The sequence below is a fragment of the Vibrio hepatarius genome (assembly GCF_011806575.1).
GTDB classification, from domain to species: Bacteria; Pseudomonadota; Gammaproteobacteria; order Enterobacterales; family Vibrionaceae; genus Vibrio; species Vibrio hepatarius_A.
Genome location: NZ_JAATOO010000001.1, coordinates 297,629 through 315,295, shown reverse-complemented (window position 1 = coordinate 315,295; position 17,667 = coordinate 297,629). Strand labels below are relative to the sequence as shown.

At 41.9% G+C, this 17,667-nt stretch carries 12 protein-coding genes; 7 read left to right on the top strand and 5 right to left on the bottom strand.

All coding sequences use genetic code 11. The annotated features are described in order from the left end of the window. Window positions 1–37: 37 nt before the first annotated feature. Window positions 38–907 (top strand): amidohydrolase family protein, encoded by an 870-nt coding sequence (locus HCZ42_RS01365; protein WP_167418991.1) that lies wholly within the window; start codon window positions 38–40, stop codon window positions 905–907. Between the two features lie 689 nt (window positions 908–1,596). Here HCZ42_RS01365 and HCZ42_RS01355 read toward each other — a convergent pair. After that, a complete protein-coding gene (locus HCZ42_RS01355) occupies window positions 1,597–2,487 on the bottom strand; it encodes a LysR family transcriptional regulator (RefSeq protein WP_167418990.1) in 891 nt (296 codons plus the stop codon). Window positions 2,488–2,594: 107 nt separating this feature from the next. Between HCZ42_RS01355 and accD the strand changes: the two genes are divergently transcribed. Next, on the top strand, window positions 2,595–3,461 hold the full coding sequence (gene accD, locus HCZ42_RS01350) for an acetyl-CoA carboxylase, carboxyltransferase subunit beta (protein ID WP_167419027.1): 867 nt from the start codon (window positions 2,595–2,597) through the stop codon (window positions 3,459–3,461). 262 nt (window positions 3,462–3,723) lie between these two features. Here the strand turns inward: accD and HCZ42_RS01345 are convergent, their stop codons facing one another. Beyond that, window positions 3,724–4,215 (bottom strand): Lrp/AsnC family transcriptional regulator, encoded by a 492-nt coding sequence (locus tag HCZ42_RS01345; protein WP_167418989.1) that lies wholly within the window; start codon window positions 4,213–4,215, stop codon window positions 3,724–3,726. A gap of 153 nt (window positions 4,216–4,368) precedes the next feature. On the opposite strand from HCZ42_RS01345, the gene HCZ42_RS01340 reads away from it, so the two are divergent. After that, entirely contained in the window at window positions 4,369–5,316 is a 948-nt protein-coding gene (locus HCZ42_RS01340) for a hypothetical protein (RefSeq protein ID WP_167418988.1), read from the top strand. Window positions 5,317–5,920: 604 nt separating this feature from the next. Here HCZ42_RS01340 and HCZ42_RS01335 read toward each other — a convergent pair. Further along, window positions 5,921–6,844, bottom strand: a complete 924-nt coding sequence (locus tag HCZ42_RS01335) for a LysR family transcriptional regulator (protein ID WP_167418987.1) — start codon at window positions 6,842–6,844, stop codon at window positions 5,921–5,923. A 132-nt stretch (window positions 6,845–6,976) separates the two neighbouring features. Here HCZ42_RS01335 and HCZ42_RS01330 point away from each other — a divergent pair, with 132 nt between their 5' ends. The 4 genes from HCZ42_RS01330 to HCZ42_RS01315 all read left to right on the top strand — a co-directional run bounded on the left by HCZ42_RS01330 (window position 6,977) and on the right by HCZ42_RS01315 (window position 13,849). Then, window positions 6,977–8,203: an anaerobic sulfatase maturase gene (locus HCZ42_RS01330; RefSeq protein ID WP_167418986.1), complete on the top strand. Its 1,227-nt coding sequence runs from the start codon at window positions 6,977–6,979 to the stop codon at window positions 8,201–8,203. 15 nt (window positions 8,204–8,218) lie between these two features. Next, the gene (locus HCZ42_RS01325; protein ID WP_167418985.1) at window positions 8,219–10,591 is read left to right on the top strand and encodes an arylsulfatase; all 2,373 of its coding nucleotides are present in this window, start codon (window positions 8,219–8,221) and stop codon (window positions 10,589–10,591) included. Window positions 10,592–10,853: 262 nt separating this feature from the next. Next, window positions 10,854–11,768 carry a LysR family transcriptional regulator gene (locus HCZ42_RS01320; protein ID WP_167418984.1) on the top strand — a complete coding sequence of 305 codons (915 nt, stop codon included), beginning with the start codon at window positions 10,854–10,856 and terminating at the stop codon, window positions 11,766–11,768. 113 nt (window positions 11,769–11,881) lie between these two features. Next, window positions 11,882–13,849, top strand: a complete 1,968-nt coding sequence (locus HCZ42_RS01315; RefSeq protein WP_167418983.1) for an alkyl/aryl-sulfatase — start codon at window positions 11,882–11,884, stop codon at window positions 13,847–13,849. A 111-nt stretch (window positions 13,850–13,960) separates the two neighbouring features. Here HCZ42_RS01315 and HCZ42_RS01310 read toward each other — a convergent pair whose 3' ends face one another. Further along, window positions 13,961–15,844, bottom strand: coding sequence for an acyl-CoA synthetase (locus HCZ42_RS01310; protein WP_167418982.1), 1,884 nt, complete (start codon window positions 15,842–15,844; stop codon window positions 13,961–13,963). Window positions 15,845–15,921: 77 nt separating this feature from the next. After that, window positions 15,922–17,646: a GMC oxidoreductase gene (locus HCZ42_RS01305; RefSeq protein ID WP_217702278.1), complete on the bottom strand. Its 1,725-nt coding sequence runs from the start codon at window positions 17,644–17,646 to the stop codon at window positions 15,922–15,924. Between the last annotated feature and the right edge of the window lie 21 nt (window positions 17,647–17,667).

Below are 17,667 nucleotides of genomic sequence, written 5' to 3'. Positions count from 1 at the left end.
TGATGGCACCTCTACCTTTCTGACAGGATGATTTTCGATGAGCATAATTCCATTTTGTGAAGCGGCTGACCCATTTGTAAATAAACCGACAATCGCGATTCCTGAAGGCGCGGTTGATTGTCACGCCCACGTTTTTTCTTCACGTTATCCGTATTGTGAAACGCGAACCTACACGCCACCCGATGCCAGCGTCGGCGCGTACCTGCATTTACACCAGCAGTTAGGTATCCGTCATGGCGTGTTGGTTCAGCCGAGTGTGTATGGCAATGACAACCAGTTGCATCTTGATGCGCTAAGGTATTTGCGCCAGCAAGGTTACGACTACAAAGGTGTCGCAGTCGTGGATGCGGATGTTTCCGAGCAAACGCTGGATGAGCTACAAGAAGCCGGATTTTGTGGTGTACGGATGAATTTGCTGTTTAAAGGTGGTATTGAGTGGCGTGATGTTGAACGTTTAGCGGCTCGCCTTGCAGAGCGACACTGGCACCTTCAATGCTTAATTGATGTTTCGCAGTTTGATCACTTATATCACCGATTAAGGGCTTTACCAGTGCCCGTAGTGATTGATCATCTTGGACATATGCCAACAAGCAAGCTTATTTCTCATCCTGGTTTTCAAACCTTATTGAAGCTTAAGGCCGACGGGAAAGTGTGGACAAAACTGTCGGCGCCGTATCGTTTGTCGCCTCAATCGCCGCCTTATGATGACGTTTCTCCATTTGCTCAAGCTTTACTAGAAGCGAATGAAGAGCAATGTGTCTGGGGATCGGATTGGCCTCACCCATGCTTCGATGCTGAGATGCCAAATGATGGCCAGTTGTTAGATACCTTGTGGCACTGGACGCAAGATACGACACTGTTTGGCAAGATTCTGGTCGATAACCCCAAGCGCCTCTACCGCTTTTAACTCTGCATTCATGTTACCAACCTAGAAAGACAACTGTAAGGCACTGATTCAAATTATGCTTCCTGCACTTCCGCTACAGGTTTCCTCTGATCCTGTGGTTATCAAGTTCTTTAACACCCTTAAACAGCTTGGTTTCAAGGGGGATACTGATGCTCGCTATACCACTCGATTGAGTATGGCGACTGATAACAGCGTCTACCAGCAACTTCCTCATTTAAAGTAACAGCCGATCATCGCCACTCTCCTAAAGGGAGGGCTGGGATAATGCGTGAATGGTTGCGTCGCCTTAATGACAGTGGTTTCGATTTGCTCGCTAACGAACAACAACTTCTCAATCAAACGTTGTCGGTCAAGCTTTTGGCTCAGAAGCTGAGTCAACTGATATTTCGCCCCGCATCTGATGATCTATCGCATGAAGTTCATGAGGTGATGAATGGCTGCCTAGCGTGCAAAGCGTGTGCGAGTCAATGTCCTGTTAGAGTTGATGTGCCTGATTTTAGAGCGCTCGATCGTAATCATCGAACTTTTCCTTATGTCTGGGAACTAGAATGTGATGCTAAAACTCTCAGAATTGACTTTCCACGGATACCGAGTAGTAACCAATTTAAGTAGATTATCACCTAAATTAAAATGCGCGTTTCAGACTAAGCTTTTTACAGCCGTTGTTCGTCTGTATATGTGCTTTTATATTAATGTGCTTGGTGCTTTAGGTGTTCAATAAACGTTGGGATCTTTTTTGCCAAGTGTTTTCTTGAAGCGTAAAAGGCATATAACACCAAATCTTCAGGTTCGTATTCCATTTCTATTATTTCCAGTGAACCAGCTTCTATCTCATTACGACAGGATTCGGTTGGTAGTATCGCGAACCCCAACCCAGCTAATGCGCCTGATTTAGCTAGATATCCACTGTTAATTTTAAATGAAGACTGTACCTTTTGAGTAACCAGCGCACCTTCAGCATTTTTGAAGATCCATGGTGTTCCATTTAACGCGGTAAAGGTATTGATACATGGAACATGTTTTAAATCGGTAATCTTAAAAGGTCTGGGATACTTCTGTATGAGTTTGGGGGATGCCACAACAGAACTTGTCCAACGTTTGATCTCTTTCGCTATCCAGTTGTTGTCGTCGAGCTTTCCTCGGTGAAAACTTAAGATGATGTCGAAACCATCTAGGAAGTCTTCCTTTGGGTTTATACTGGTATCGCAACATAATGATATGGAGGGGTGTTGGGCACAGAAAGAAACCACAGCTTGAGCTAAATGTGGTGAATCGGGCATCAAAACTCTCAGTTGCCCAATAATTTCCTGAGAATGTTGAGCTACTTCCTCAAGCGCATCATCCAGTCTTTCGATTAATGGTTGAGTACGTAGATAAAGATGGTCTCCTGCATCTGTTGGAGCGATTTGTCGTGTGGTTCTGTCGAATAATCGCGTATTTAGTTTATCTTCCAGTAAAGCGATATGGCGGCTGACGTTTGAGGTTGGCAAACTGAGAAATTCCGCGGCTCGTTTAAAACTATCGTTCTCATAGACACAGTGAAAACTTTTTAGCCACTGCTGGTCAATCTTATCAAACATATCTTTAATCCCATTTTGTTGGATTATTAAACCCATACAAGTGACTTTATTACCAAAAACAGGCTTATACAATGGTTGTAAATTTAAATGGTCTGCAAAGGTTTGCTATGAGTTGGTTAGAAAAGTTATTAGATAAGAACAAGTTGAACGCGACACGTAGAGCGTCGATTCCAGAGGGGGTGTGGGCCAAATGCCCATCATGTGATCAGGTTCTGTATCGTATTGCCTTGGAAGAGAATTTATCCGTCTGTTCCAAATGCAGCCATCATATGAGGATGGCGGCACGCCGTCGTTTAGAAACCTTTCTGGATAAGAGCGAACGCATGGAAATTGCCCTAGAGCATGAGCCTAAAGATTTGTTGAACTTTAAAGATATTAGACGATATAAGGAACGCCTTGCTTTGGCACAGAAATGCACAGGAGAAAAAGATGCGTTAGTTGTGATGAAAGGAAACTTAATGGGTTTACCTATTGTTGCCTGTGCATTTGAGTTTTCTTTTATGGCTGGCTCGATGGGTTCCGTTGTTGGTGCTCGTTTCGTTAAGGCTGTAGACGCTGCAATTGAATCTAATTGCGGGTTAGTATGCTTCTCTGCTTGTGGTGGGGCTCGCATGCAAGAGTCGCTTATGTCTTTGATGCAAATGTCTAAAACCAGTGCTGCTTTAAATAAACTGTCAATCGCTAGGTTACCCTATATATCCGTACTCACAGATCAGACATATGGTGGTGTTTCAGCTAGTCTGGCTATGCTAGGTGACATCAATATTGGAGAGCCTAGAGCCAGAATCGGATTTGCCGGGCGTCGTGTTATTGAACAAACGGTTCGGGAAAAATTGCCTGAAGGCTTTCAGCAAAGTGAGTTTCTTTTAGAGCATGGTGCACTCGATATGATTGTTGATAGACGGGAGATGCGCAAAAGAGTAAGTGGGCTAATTGCGAAAATGACAAATACCACTATTTCGTTTGATGTATAGCTTATAGGTTCTGTCACGAAGCCGATCTAACTAACTCAGAGAGGTTTACTTAAATTTGCTCCTCTCTGCATTACAAATCAATCATGCAGGTTCAGTTACGCAACTTTCGTTATAAAACTTACTTTTGCCCCAAAATGAGTTTCGACCTCTTTTTAGATTGATTAAAATATCTAATTGATATGCCACACTTTTGGTAATGGATGATAGCAACTCAAATCAACATCAATACTGATTAATTCGACCAGGTAGGAAGTAAGTTACATCAGAAGAGTTTGTCTAGACCACAACTTGGCGTGCTTAGAGCTACTTCTGTAGTAAACTTCACTGTTCTCAACGAAATCGAGGTGTGAAATTTGCGTATATTTAGGTCTCTTCGTAATGAACCCTCGATAAAACGCTCATATACAGGAATACTTTCCACCTGCACAATCAGTAGAAAGTCATAACTTCCCGATATTTGATAACACTGTGTTACCTCTGGGTATTTCAATATAGACTGACGAAAACTCTTATAGACATCACCTCGGTCACTATCCATTTCGATCGAAACAACAAATGTAATACGATTCCCCACAAGTTCAGGGTTGATGATCGATACATCCCCAATGATAACACCAGCCTCTCGCAAACGCTTCACTCTTTTGAGACAAGCTGGCGGAGACAGCCCTACCTGCTCAGCGAGATCAACATTTGGAATACGATTATTTTTTTGCAATACCATCAGGATGCTACGGTCAATACGGTCGATTTCCATAATTTCCTACAGCGGGTCAATTGGGAAATAATTCGTAAAATATAGCAAAAATACAAAATATGTCTCCACTCTATTGCTATAAATAGAGGGAATTATTAATTAACGTTCGTATTATCATTTTCACCAAGTAATCACATTTCCCAAGGTACTGAAATGAAGAGAGTGTTTGCAGAGATCCAACAGCTATGCAAAGACATAGTGTCAACAACATTGACACTATTTAAGGTGATGATCCCTATGATTATTCTGGTTGAAATAGCAGATAAGTTAGGTGGAGTGGAGCTTCTTAGTGAGCTGTTAGAGCCGTTGATGAGTGTGTTGGGGCTACCTAGCTCGATGGCTCTTGTATGGGCAACAACCATGTTGACCAACTTGTACGCTGGCTTGCTAGTCCTAGTTAATACCGATGTTGCTTTGAGTGTTGCTCAAGTAACTGTTCTTGGCAGCCTATTACTTGTCTGCCATGGCCTTCCCGTTGAAGGGATGATTTCTAAGCGAGCTGGCGTGCCAGTGTGGGCAACGTTAGCGGTGAGAATTGGTGGTGGTTTATTATTTGCGTGGCTACAAGCTATCTACTACGCACATACAGAACAAAGCCAAGAGCTTGCTCAGATCCTATGGAGCAATGATACAGAGGGTTATGCCAATTACTATGAATGGACGTTAGGTCAGATTGAAAATCTCGTTGCCATCTTTTGTGTGATATCTGTTCTTATCGTGGTGCTGAGATTGTTAAAGCTCTTTAGAATCGAGCATTTAATGTCGTTGTTGATGGTGCCTTTTTTGAAGGTGCTAAGAGTCAGTCGGGAGGCGGCAAACTTGGCTGTTATCGGCATCACATTGGGCCTTTCCTATGGTGGTGGTTTAATTATCAATGAATCCCAAAAAGGGCGTCTCGCGAAACATGATGCGGTAATCACAGTGTTACTTCTGAACTTGGTTCATAGTGTATTTGAAGATACCGCTTTGATTATGTTACTTGGCGCTGACCTAAATATGATTCTGTGGGCTAGGATAGTTTTCTCAATTGTTGCAATGACTGTTATCTCTCAGGTCTATCTAACGGTGGTCACCAAAAAAAGCGCAACAGCTTCTCAATAAATGTCAGAATTAGGAGCAAGTCGCTAATTTCGCTGTTGTCTAGAGGTGTGCCATATTTATCTACGTGCCACACCTCTGTACTTAGCTGACTCACGGATGCCCCGATCCTTCTTAAACCAAGCACTCTGCTCTCTGAAACTGCACCATCAATATGGACACTAAGTTAAGCGACTTACCATATCTGTAGTTATTCATAAATGGCTAATTTAGCAAAGACACTGACAAACTATTGTCCAATAATGAATTACAAAGCCAATTTACGGTGTGTGATATACATTTGATCTTTTCAACCTCAAATTGAAAACCTCATCTGGATATGAAATCTTTTGATGCAAAGTTCTGAGAACTAATGATGCAATTCTACCCCTAACTGTTTGAACGTAGGTTAGTCTTATGAATACTTATGTTGCAAACATTACCATTTAAAAAAGCCGCTTTTATTAGCGGCTTTTTGCTATGCAATCTTCTTTAAATCAATAACTTATTTTTTCAATGACTCATCTTTTGTAATGGTACTAACTCAGTGCTCGTTGGTGCGAGTTGATAAACAAACAACCTCCTTGTGCAGCTTCATGTACCAGCCCTCTGCGTTTAAAGAACAAAGTTATTGATTCAATTCTTGAGGCATATTCTTCATTAAATTAGAAATCACATTTTGTAACCAAATCATGAAAGGAGCACCTCTATGAGTTTTATCACAAATAAACGCAAACTCTTTATTTTGTATTGTCGATAACATTTCATCATTTGACGTTATATACGTTAATCTTTCGTCAAGTTGTTTCGCTAAGTAAATCGAACAGGGGAACAGTAGATCTGTTGTTTCTAGTGCGTTGATGATGACATTAACGTGTGTCGTCTTTAGCTTAACGTTGAAATCTATACCGTGATTTTGTAGCAGCTTTGACAGCTGATCTTGGCGTTCATTCCAGTGTTTTTGTAGATGGATCGCGAGAGGATAGGCAGCTATCGTTTCCATTGTTATCGGTTGATCTACGATTGGGTGGTCTTTGCGGCAAACTATCACCGATTTATCTTCACCTATCTTTCTTTGTACTAAGTTTTTGTTTAGATCCAAAGGAAAGTAATGGATACCACAATGGACCCGTTGAGTATTGATACGCTCTGGGGTTAGTTCATTCCAATCTTCGATGGTCAACTCGATATTAGGAGCATACTGAGCCAAATATTGGATAATCGCTGGTGCAAGCCAATGAGCAATATAGCCATTCATAGCGATGTTTAGTTCTAATTGAGCCGTTAATGGCTCAAAAGACAGCTCTTCAGACAAACTGTTTATATTGTTAACAATAGCATTGACTTTAGGGCGTAGAGACACGGCTTTTGGCGTTAACTCCATCCCACTGTTCTTTCGTATCAGTAACTCATCTTTAAATATCTCTCGCAATGTTTTGAGCGTTCTGCTGATGGCAGAAGTACTTGTAGACATTTGCTTCGCGGTTTCGGTAATGCTTTGATTTTCTAGTAGTAAAGCGAGTGGTTTCAACAAGTTGTAATTAAATTCCATTACAAAGCTCTCTAATATCGATATGGCTCAATGTTATCATAAGTGATAACTATCAAGTATCATAATTAACAATTGTGACACCTACAAATTGGACTACAATAAAGCAACAATGTTCAGATAAACGGCATGTTTATGAAAGGCTTGCATACGACGGTAAAAGTTGTTGGTTCAAAATGTAACTATGACTGTCAATATTGTTTCTATTTAGAAAAAGAATCTCTTCTCAACTCACACAAATCGATGAGCCTGGATACCCTTGAGGCTTATGTTAGAAATTATATTAGTAGCCAGAGTACGCCAGAAGTTGAATTTGCATGGCATGGTGGAGAGCCTACGTTAGCGGGGATTGGCTTCTTCGAGAAGGCTGTCGAGTTCCAACGAAAATACGCTGGCAATAAAATTATTAAAAATACACTTCAAACTAATGGTTCAAGATTAGATGAAAAATGGTGTCGATTTTTCAGAGAAAACAACTTCCTTGTTGGATTAAGCCTTGATGGTCCGGAGTGGCTTCAAGGTAAATACCGAACGAAACAAGGCAAAAGCGCCTTCGATGAAATAATGAAAGCTTTGAAGCTACTCCAAAAAATGAACGTTGAGTTCAATGTGCTGGCATGTGTAAGCAAAGAATATTGTCAGCATGCTGAGGCTATTTACACATTTTTTCGCAAGCATAAAGTTAAACACATTCAATTTTCACCGCTGGTGGAGTCGGCTCCCACAGAAGTTGAGCAGTCGCGTGGGCAGCACTTTGGAAGCAACTTGATTTTTTCAACCGCTAAGCTAGATGAGCACAGATATAACCCGGTTTCTTGGGCGGTAGATGCAAAAGCATACGGCCAGTTTCTGGTGGATATTTTTAATCTTTGGATTGCTAAAGACGTCGGTAAAGTCTTCATTGCTAATTTTGAGCAAGCATTGACCCAACACATTGGTAATCCATCCCCCAATTGTATTCATGCGAAAAACTGTGGATCGTCATACGCTGTTGAAGCTAACGGTGATGTTTACTTTTGTGATCATGTAGCCTACCCAGAATCCAAAATCGGAAATGTCGTCACAACAGATCTCAAAGAGATTAAAGATGACAATAAAAACGTATTTAACAAAGAATCTCGTCTGTCTCAGCGATGTACAAACTGTCAATTTTTACAACTTTGTAATGGTGGATGCCCAAAACACCGTTATCTGTCTGATTCTGGAGAGTATGAAAACGTTCTTTGTGACGGTTATTACTTCTTCTTCAATTCAATACACAAGTATTTGCAGGCTATGACAACACTACTCGCGAACGGTTATCCAGCGAGTTACGTCATGCAAGCATTAAATGGCCCATTGATCCTAACCACGTCAAAGTAGAAGGTAGAAAATTAAATGACTTTATTGAAAGCGACGGTCACCCTCACCGGTGCACTGGCTCCGTGCTTGGTTACAGCCGCAGGAGCACCAGACAGAACTCAGCTTCCTATTCCAGATGTAGAGCCTCAAACATATTCTCAATTAGATGTAAGAGATGTACAACGTCCAGAACCAACTTCACGTGTAAAAGCGCCAGAGGGCGCGCCCAATGTCTTGGTCATCTTGTTAGATGATGTTGGCTTTAGCCAATCATCACTGTTTGGTGGGGCCATTGAGATGCCAACGCTGAATGCTTTGGCTAAACAAGGTTTGATGTATAACCAATTCCACACCACTGGTGTTAGCTCTGCAACTCGTACCGCTTTACTGACAGGGCGTAATCATCACCAAAACAATATGGGTTCGATTGCTGAAACTGCGACGGCATTTCCAGGCAATACTGGTGTAAGGCCTAACTACATTGCGGCTTTACCAAAGATCCTAAAATACAATGGTTATAGCACGGCAATGTTTGGTAAGAACCATGAGATCCCACCTTGGGAAACAGGCCCAGCAGGTGACCAAACGCTATGGCCAAAACAAGTTGGCTTCGATAAGTTTTATGGTTTCTTTGGCGGTGAAACTGATCAGTTCCAACCGGTCTTGATTGATGGCAATACACGCATTAAAACGCCACGTAAAGAAAACTACCACTTTACTGCCGATATGACCGATAAGACCATCGAGTGGTTAAACCTGGAACACAGTTACAACTCCGATAAACCTTTCTTTGCTTATTATGCGCCTGGCGCTGCTCATGCCCCTCATCAAGCGCCGCGAGAATGGATTGATAAGTTTAAAGGCAAGTTCTCAATGGGCTGGGATAAGTTAAGGCAAGAGACCTTCGAGCGTCAAAAGGCCAATGGGATTATTCCGAAAGACACAGTACTGCCACCAATGCCTGACTTCGTTCCTCGTTGGGATTCACTGACTAAAGATGAAAAGCGTGTATTCGAACGTCAAATGGAAGTTTATGCAGGGTTTTTAGCACACACGGATTATGAGATTGGGCGAATCGTTGATACGCTTAAGAAAAATGGCGAGTACGACAATACGCTCATTTTCTACATTGTCGGCGACAACGGAGCGAGTGCGGAAGGGAATAGAAACGGCAGCTTGAACTCACTTGCTTTTTATAACGGCATTGAAGAAGACCCTTCTTATGCACTTAAGAACATTGACAAACTCGGTGGACCAGAGAGCTTTGGCCATTATGCTTCAGGATGGGCTGTCGCGGGTGATTCACCATTTGTTTGGACGAAGGGTATGGCGTCGGACTATGGCGGTACTCGAAATGGGATGGTTGTAAGTTGGCCTAATGGCATTAAAAAGAACGGTCAAACTATTCGTAGTCAATGGTCTCATGTCGTCGATATTGCACCAACAGTGTTAGAAGCAGCTAACCTTCCAGAACCAAAGCAAGTCGAAGGTGTTGAACAAATACCAATGGCGGGTGTGAGTTTTGCTCAGACATTTACCGATCCAAAAGCAGAAACTAAGCATAAAACCCAATATTTTGAGCTTGCAGGTAACCGCGCAATTTACAAAGATGGTTGGTTAGCAAGGGTTACACATTGGGCATTAACCGAAACATCAGCGAAGTTCAAAACCTTGCAAAAGGATGAGTGGGAGTTGTTTGATACCACTAAAGACTGGTCGCTATCTAAAGATTTAGCGAAAGAACAGCCTGAAAAATTGGAAGAAATGAAGAAACTCTTCGATAAAGAAGCAGAAGATAATCATGTGTACCCAATTGATGATCGTACTCTTGAGCGTATGAACGCCGAAGTCGCAGGCCGACCAGATGCGATGTTTGGTAAGCAGAGCCTAACTTTGTACGAAGGCGCTAAAGGTATACCTGAAAACTCTTTCTTGAATATCAAAAATAAATCGTTTGATTTAGTCGCGAACATTTCTACAGATGATGTGAAAAACACCAATGGTGTTATTATCGCTCAAGGTGGTAATTTTGCTGGTTGGACTTTGTATGTAAAAAATGGTGTTCCGACATTTGAATACAACTGGCTAACCTATGAATACACGAAAGTGACTGGCGATAAGTTGAAGAAAGGCGACAATGAGATCAAAGTGGAGTTCCGCTATGATGAAGATGGTGTTGGCGGTAAAGGCAACGCTGCTGGTGCTGGTAAAGGTGGTAATGCTTACTTATACGTTAACGGCAAGCTTGTGAATAAGAAGCTAATACCGAATACCATCTCTCGTTTATTCTCACTCGATGACGGTGTGGGTATTGGTGAAGATGAAGGTGGCGCAGTAAGTAAAGACTACCAAGCTCCATTTGAGTTCAACCAAAAAATAGAAAAAGTAACGACTTCTATTGTTCAGTAGTGTTGCGTTGAGAGGCACTCTCAATGATTAATTTCGGTTAGTGTCATTCATAAAGCCATATCTTAGATATGGCTTTTTTCTATCTGAACATTCTCATTGCTATTTATTTTCCGATCGGCTGATTAAAAAACTTAATGCGATTAATCGCTTAGCCTCTGTGGCAGTAGTTCTATTTCTCGTTATCTCAATGTATCCTAATTTAACTAACACAGATATTATGCGGCCGTAACATAGTAAAAATGCCGGGGTGAATAGGACTCGTATGGATCTCAATCTCTTAAAAACATTCGATGTTGTAATGAAAACACGTAGTGTGAATGCCACTGCAGAGAGTTTGGGGATTACAGCGCCAGCTGTCAGTCATGCTCTTAATCGACTGCGAGAACAATATCAAGATCCACTTTTTATTCGAAAAGGTCGTGGTATTGCGCCAACCAACTTTGCTATCGAGTTGCACGAAGAGATCCAAGCTCCTCTCAACCTACTGCTAAACGGTGCTAAGTCACGTCAACAATTCAATCCTCAATCCAGTCAACGTACTTTTCGCCTTTCAAGTCATAAAGACCTTGACCTAATAATTATTCCATCACTTGTCCATTTTCGTGACCAGCATGCTCCCAAAGTCAAGTTCAGAGCTGATATTGAACATATTGACGAAAGTAATCGACACGCAGATTTGCGAATGCGTAAGGTGGACCTCATTCTAACGACGACACCGCTTGAGGAGCATGGTTACTTTAACGAACTGTTACTTGAGTTGCCGCTCGTCGTTGTTTGTCGGAAAAATCATCCGCGTATTCAAAATACTTTGAGCCACTCGCAATTTTTTTCCGAGGGGCATATTTTGTGGAAAACGCAACGTCTTAATAGAGACATCGTGGACTCATTAGCAAGTGACCCTCAGCCAAATCGAAACATTGTCTATAAAACAGACTCGATATGTAATGCTGTCATGTTTGCGGCTCAGACGGATTGGTTATGCGTTACGAGTCAATGGCACGCTGATTTGCTCACTCCAGGACACCCGCTACAAGTATTACCTGTGCCTTTCGAGTTGAGCACTTTACCTGTTTATATGACTTGGCATCAGTCTCAGCAACAAGATACGGGACACCAATGGCTTAAGCAGTCATTGCTAGAAGTCACGAGTTTACATCGCAATTTGCTTGTGGATTAAATAAAACTAAATTTACATTTAAGTTTGAGTCTATGGATCGCTAAATTCATTATTTCTAATATCTCTCTACCGAGACACGTATAACCGTTCGCCTTGTAATAAGAGAGATAACTATGAAACTACAAAACTCGATCGTATCTTTGGCAATTCTTGCCACGTTTTCTCCGGCAATTAGTTTTGCTGCCTCAATCACAAACTCCCCTAAAGAAGCTTCAAGCTTTACGATTACGAAAAACGAACAACTTAAGCAATATCTTGATTTCACTAACCAAAGTGATTTTAAAGATGCGTCACGTGGGTTTATTGCGACTTGGCCTGAGGACAACATCAAAGATGCGAACGGTAAAGTGGTCTGGGATTTCACTAAATACGACTTCGTGGAAAAAGATAAAAACCTTGATACTGTTAATCCGTCTCTATTGCGTCAAGCGAAGCTAAATAATATTGACGGTTTGTTCAAAGTTAAAGATGGCATTTATCAGGTTCGTGGATTTGACCTCTCGGTGATGTCATTTGTCCGTGGAAATGATGGTTGGGTTGTTATTGACCCTCTGATTTCTCCCGAGACGGCTGCCGCCGGTTTAAAATTACTACGTGATAACGTGGAAGATTTACCGGTAACAGGCGTTATCTTTACCCATTCGCACGTAGACCACTTCGGCGGCATTTTAGGTATCACTAGTGAAGCTGATATCGATGCAGGAAAGGTTGATATTCTTGCCCCAGAAGGTTTCTTCTCAAGCTCAATTGCTGAGAATGTTATGGCAGGTAATACCATGTCACGTCGCGCTTCATACATGTACGGAAACTTGTTAGAAGCGAGTCGTATCGGTCAAGTCGACGGTGGATTAGGTAAGACGACCTCTACGGGATCTTCAGGTATTGTTAAACCAACGCATATCGCGAATGTTACTGGTCAAGAGATGGAAGTTGATGGTGTTAAGCTTGAGGTCGTCATGGCTCAAGAATCAGAAGCTCCATCCGAATTCATGTTCTACCTCCCTCAGTACAAAACCTTGATGGGCGCGGAAGTCATGACTCGTACCATTCATAATATCTCAACATTACGCGGTGCTAAGACACGAGATGCTTCTTCCTGGGCAAAATACGTAGATGAAGCGTTACAAGCATACGGTGACAAAGCCGATACGATGATCGCATCGCACCACTGGCCAACTTTTGGAAAAGAAAAAATCACGAGCCAGTTAGAAAAAACGCGTGACATGTATAAGTTTGTACACGATCAAACACTGCGTTTGGCGAATAAGGGTTACACACCCAACGAGATTTCAGCGACGATTAAGTTGCCAGATTCATTAAATAAAGAATGGTACAACCGCGGTTACTACGGCACGGTATCGCACAATGCACGTGCGACCTACGATTTCTACTTTGGCGCATGGTGGGACGGTAATCCAGCTAACCTCAATCCGTTGACACCAACTGAGCAAGGTACGAAGTACGTTGAGGCGATAGGGGGTGAGGATAAAGTCATTGCGTTAGCAAAAGCGGCGATTGAAAAAGGTGAGTATCGTTGGGCAGTGACTTTACTTAATAATGTCACTTTCTCAAATCCTGAGAATATGGATGCACGTTATCTTGAAGCTGATGCAATGGAACAACTTGGTTATCAAGCGGAGTCTGGCCCTTGGCGCAACTACTACCTAGGGGGAGCGAAAGAGCTTCGTCAGGGTATTACACCAACAGCAACAGTAGATACGGCTGCAATTGCGAAGAATATGCCGTTTGATCAATTCATGAATTACTTAGGTGTAACGGTGAACCCAGAAGCGGCGAAAGGATTAGATATTAAAGTGAATATCAATGTGAAAGGGGACGGTCAGTATGCGCTGAACCTAAGCAACTCTGTGTTGAAATCATACTCCGACAAGCAGTTTGATGATGCAGACCTGACAATTTCAATGACTCGTCAAGCGTTCGAAAATATCCTGACTAAACAATTCACGCTTCAGGATGAAATCAAAGCAGGTAACTTTAGCGTCTCTGATCAAGCCGAGTTTAGTGAGCTGATGTCCGTGTTCGAGAAATTTGATATGTGGTTTGGTGTTGTCACTCCATAATTTAATTCCAAGATAGAAACTGTTGTCCATACTAAAGCCCGTCTAGTCCACGGGCTTTTGTTTTTATACATAAAAAATTCCTTCTTTTATTATGATCACTTCGCGTATTTTCTAGTTAGTCGTCGTTTGTTGAACGTCGACATTTAGCTTAAAAGCGTATTTTTCCAATGCGCTGAGTACGGTTTCGCTCTGCTCAGGCTGACATTGGACCCTGACAAGCTGTCCGTACTGCTTATCTTGCTCGACGTGTACATCAAATGAGTTCAGCGATACGTTGGTGAGCTCTTCGACAACGACATTTTTCGTCATCCAGTCTCTTAGCTCTGGCTTGAATACTTTTCCAACAGCTGTTAATGGGATTTGTTCGACGATAAAGATATCTTTAGGGCGAGCCGCGCACTCATGAATATGTTGCGCACCATGATCAAGTAAGGTATCAATCGAGACACCAGTTGCACTTTTTTTAAGTTGTATACATACTGCCGGCACCTCTCCTACGCGCTTATCGGGTTTGCCTATCGCAGCAACCTGAGCAACATCAGGGTGTTTGTAGAACGCATCTTCGATCACTTGTGGGTCAATGTTATGTCCTCCTCTAATGATTAAGTCTTTACTTCGACCTGTTAACCATAAATAGCCATCTTCATCTAATCGACCGAGGTCACCACTATTAAACCACTGTTTGTCGATCCAAAGACCTTTGTTGTGTTTTTCCAAATGGTACCCACTGAACACGTTTGGGCCGCAAATTGCTACACAGCCAACTTCATTTACGCCGCATTCACGAACAATGTTTCCTTCATCATCTACTTCAACAATGCGAATGTTCATGTAGGGTAAGGGTAATCCAACAGAACCGACTTTCCTTTGCCCATATTTTGGGTTACATGTTGTCCCAACGGCTCCCTCCGTTTGCCCATAAGCTTCTAATAGGCGAATTCCGGTCTTAGCTTCAAAGCTTTCCATAAGGCTTGTCGATAAAGGAGCAGCTCCACAAAGCGCCACATCTAATGACGTTAAATCATGCCCAGTTGTTGGTTGCTCAAGGAGTATCATGAGTATCGTGGGAACACAGCTAAAAAATGAAATACGATATTTCTCTACGAGTCCCCAAAAGTTTTCAATGACTTGTGGAGAGCGAAAACCAGATGCCGTGCCCAATATGACCTCACCTCCGACTAGCCAAGACGCAAGGCCAGTTACAAACACCGCATTTACATGGAACAACGGCAGTCCGCAGAATGAACGGCTTTCTTTATGTAAGTCACCTGCCATAACGATTTGAAAGCAGCAGGCAATTTCATTCTCATGGCTGTGTGGAGCCAATTTAGGTGTATCTGTAGTGCCACCCGTATGGAACATTGATGCAATGTCTTGTCTTTTTATGACTCGCCCATTATTCAATGCGTATGGATTTTGTGGCGTCACTAATGAAATAAAATCGAGAATTGATTCACCCAGATGTTCATCGATGATATGTGGGTCACCTACTGTAATAATGTATTTCAGAGAAGGAATTCGATCTTTGACTAGAGTGATTTTATTCCATAATTCCTGGTCACATCCTGGTGATAATGTAACTAATATTTTTGCGTTCACTTCATTAAGCAATGAAATAATGTGCTCTGGGTTAAGTAGCGGATTAATTGGATTAAATATACCGGCAGCTTCGGCCCCCCACATTGTAAAATGCGCTTCAGGAATATTAGGCATAATCATCGATACAACATCATGCTTAGTCACTCCCAGCTGTATAAATGCGTTTGCAGTTTGGTTTACACGATGAAATAAGGTTTTATAGCTATAACAGGTAGTTGCTTCATCCAAGGTTCCTCTCGAAAGGTAGCGTAACGCTGTTTTCTCACCAAACTTCTGTGCTGATTCTTTTAATAGACTATAAGTGCTTTCAGGTAAATTTTGTTCAGAAAATGGTGTTTTTTCGATGTGTTGAATGTCAGTTAGTGTTGCTATGGAATTATTTGAAATTAGACCCATGGGAATGCTCGCTTGTAATATTCTTTATTCTTTGAAATCTGCACACTTATGTTTCTAAATTAAGTGAAAATTAAACTTTATGCATTGTTAGCATTAATAATGCTGTCAGAGTTGGCTAATATAGAAACCTGTCCTTCTACTGGCGGAGAAAAATGGATAGGTTTTATTTTTTTTGCTCGCATTTTGTTAAATACTGGAAGCTGACTCATTGCAAACTCAGCAAGAGCAGTGATCGTTAATGAAGGGTTAACACCTAAATTTCCAGGAATGATCGTTGCGTCAATAACGCGTAGATTTTCGTATCCGAATACTTCGCCGCTTTGATTCACTACACCTTCTGATTCGTTATTTCCAATCGCCACTCCTCCCATAATGTGGGCAGTCATAGGTGCACCCGTCAATATTTCCGAAAGTGAAGAACCGGCTTCTCCCCCGAGTTTCTTGGCGTATAGTTGAGTCGCTTTTTCTGCAGCCGGAAACGAGACTGTTAAAGGAGTATCTTCTTTATTCTGAACGGTGGTAATGTCTTTCTTGAACAAACGATACCATTTACGTCGCCATTCGAAATGAATAAATGAATCTGACGTTTGCATCACCAAAAAAAGGATAGAACGAGCTGCTTTTCCTTTCGGGTTTAATACCTTAAATGTCTTAATTGGATGAAGAACGGAATTACGTACCAGTTTTAGAATGCGTACAACGCCGGTTCCAGTAACCATTGGTACATAAGGCAGATACATCCACGTTCCATCAGCGCCTTCGCGAAAGCGGTTAATCTCCATGTTCGTGACTTTATCCACCGAAATAAATGAACTGATAGATAAACCCTCGCTAACATTTGCGTCCATATCATTCGCAGTAGTCAACGTTTCTGAATTAGTTCTAACCTGCCGACCGAGCAATGACGAAATGTTAGGTAACGTTTTATGCTGGTCTCGCATTCTTAGCAGTAACGGGACTGTGCCCATTACACCTGCCGAAACAACAACGCCTCTGGTTTTTATCTGAGTAATTTTCGGGGAGGTACCAGACGTATCTTTAACTGTAATAACGTATCCGTTCTTTCCGTTACTACATCCGTTAACTGAGATAGGTTCAATTTTTAGTACTTCAGACTCGGCTCTAATTTCTGCCCCATTTCGTTGCGCGAAGTAGAGGTAGTTCTTCATCAATGTGTTTTTAGCGTTGTTTCGGCATCCTATTAAGCAGCTACCACATAAGTTACATGTTTTACGCTCTGGTCCATCACCATTGAAGTAGGGATCAGGTATCGCTTTGCCTTTGATACCATCACTTTGTGGAAATACCACACCAGTAGTGACGGTTTTGTAAGAGTCTTCTGTGCCGATATCAATTGCTACTTGACGAAGTGTTTCATCTGCGATGTTGGTATAAGGATTTTGGGTGGTCCCTAACATTCTTTGGGCGAGAGAGTAAAATGGTGTTAATACTTCTTTCCAGTCATTACGAATTCGGCTCCAAGATGGTGAATGAAACACTTCATCGTCTGGCACTAAGTGGACATTAGCATATACCTGGCTACCGCCGCCGACACCTACGCCATGTAATATGGTCGCTTTACTCGTATACGAAAATTGAAGTATGCCTTTCCATCCAAGCTTAGGCATCCATAGGTAATTGGGCTTATCTAGGTTGGTTTCTGGAAATTCGTTGTCTTTGCGGTGTTTTCCTTTTTCAAGTATCAAAACTCGATGGCCTTTTTCCGTCAACCTTAGTGCGCTGACAGAACCACCAAATCCAGACCCAATAATTACTTGGTCAAAATCATAATTATCTTCCATGATAATCGTCTCCATTTACAT

What these genes read in the sequence shown, in the direction of transcription:
- HCZ42_RS01365 (WP_167418991.1), top strand. Translation starts at nt 38, where the DNA reads ATGAGCATAATTCCATTTTGTGAAGCGGCTGACCCATTTGTAAATAAA.
- HCZ42_RS01355 (WP_167418990.1), bottom strand. Translation starts at nt 2,487, where the DNA reads ATGTTTGATAAGATTGACCAGCAGTGGCTAAAAAGTTTTCACTGTGTC.
- accD (WP_167419027.1), top strand. Translation starts at nt 2,595, where the DNA reads ATGAGTTGGTTAGAAAAGTTATTAGATAAGAACAAGTTGAACGCGACA.
- HCZ42_RS01345 (WP_167418989.1), bottom strand. Translation starts at nt 4,215, where the DNA reads ATGGAAATCGACCGTATTGACCGTAGCATCCTGATGGTATTGCAAAAA.
- HCZ42_RS01340 (WP_167418988.1), top strand. Translation starts at nt 4,369, where the DNA reads ATGAAGAGAGTGTTTGCAGAGATCCAACAGCTATGCAAAGACATAGTG.
- HCZ42_RS01335 (WP_167418987.1), bottom strand. Translation starts at nt 6,844, where the DNA reads ATGGAATTTAATTACAACTTGTTGAAACCACTCGCTTTACTACTAGAA.
- HCZ42_RS01330 (WP_167418986.1), top strand. Translation starts at nt 6,977, where the DNA reads ATGAAAGGCTTGCATACGACGGTAAAAGTTGTTGGTTCAAAATGTAAC.
- HCZ42_RS01325 (WP_167418985.1), top strand. Translation starts at nt 8,219, where the DNA reads ATGACTTTATTGAAAGCGACGGTCACCCTCACCGGTGCACTGGCTCCG.
- HCZ42_RS01320 (WP_167418984.1), top strand. Translation starts at nt 10,854, where the DNA reads ATGGATCTCAATCTCTTAAAAACATTCGATGTTGTAATGAAAACACGT.
- HCZ42_RS01315 (WP_167418983.1), top strand. Translation starts at nt 11,882, where the DNA reads ATGAAACTACAAAACTCGATCGTATCTTTGGCAATTCTTGCCACGTTT.
- HCZ42_RS01310 (WP_167418982.1), bottom strand. Translation starts at nt 15,844, where the DNA reads ATGGGTCTAATTTCAAATAATTCCATAGCAACACTAACTGACATTCAA.
- HCZ42_RS01305 (WP_217702278.1), bottom strand. Translation starts at nt 17,646, where the DNA reads ATGGAAGATAATTATGATTTTGACCAAGTAATTATTGGGTCTGGATTT.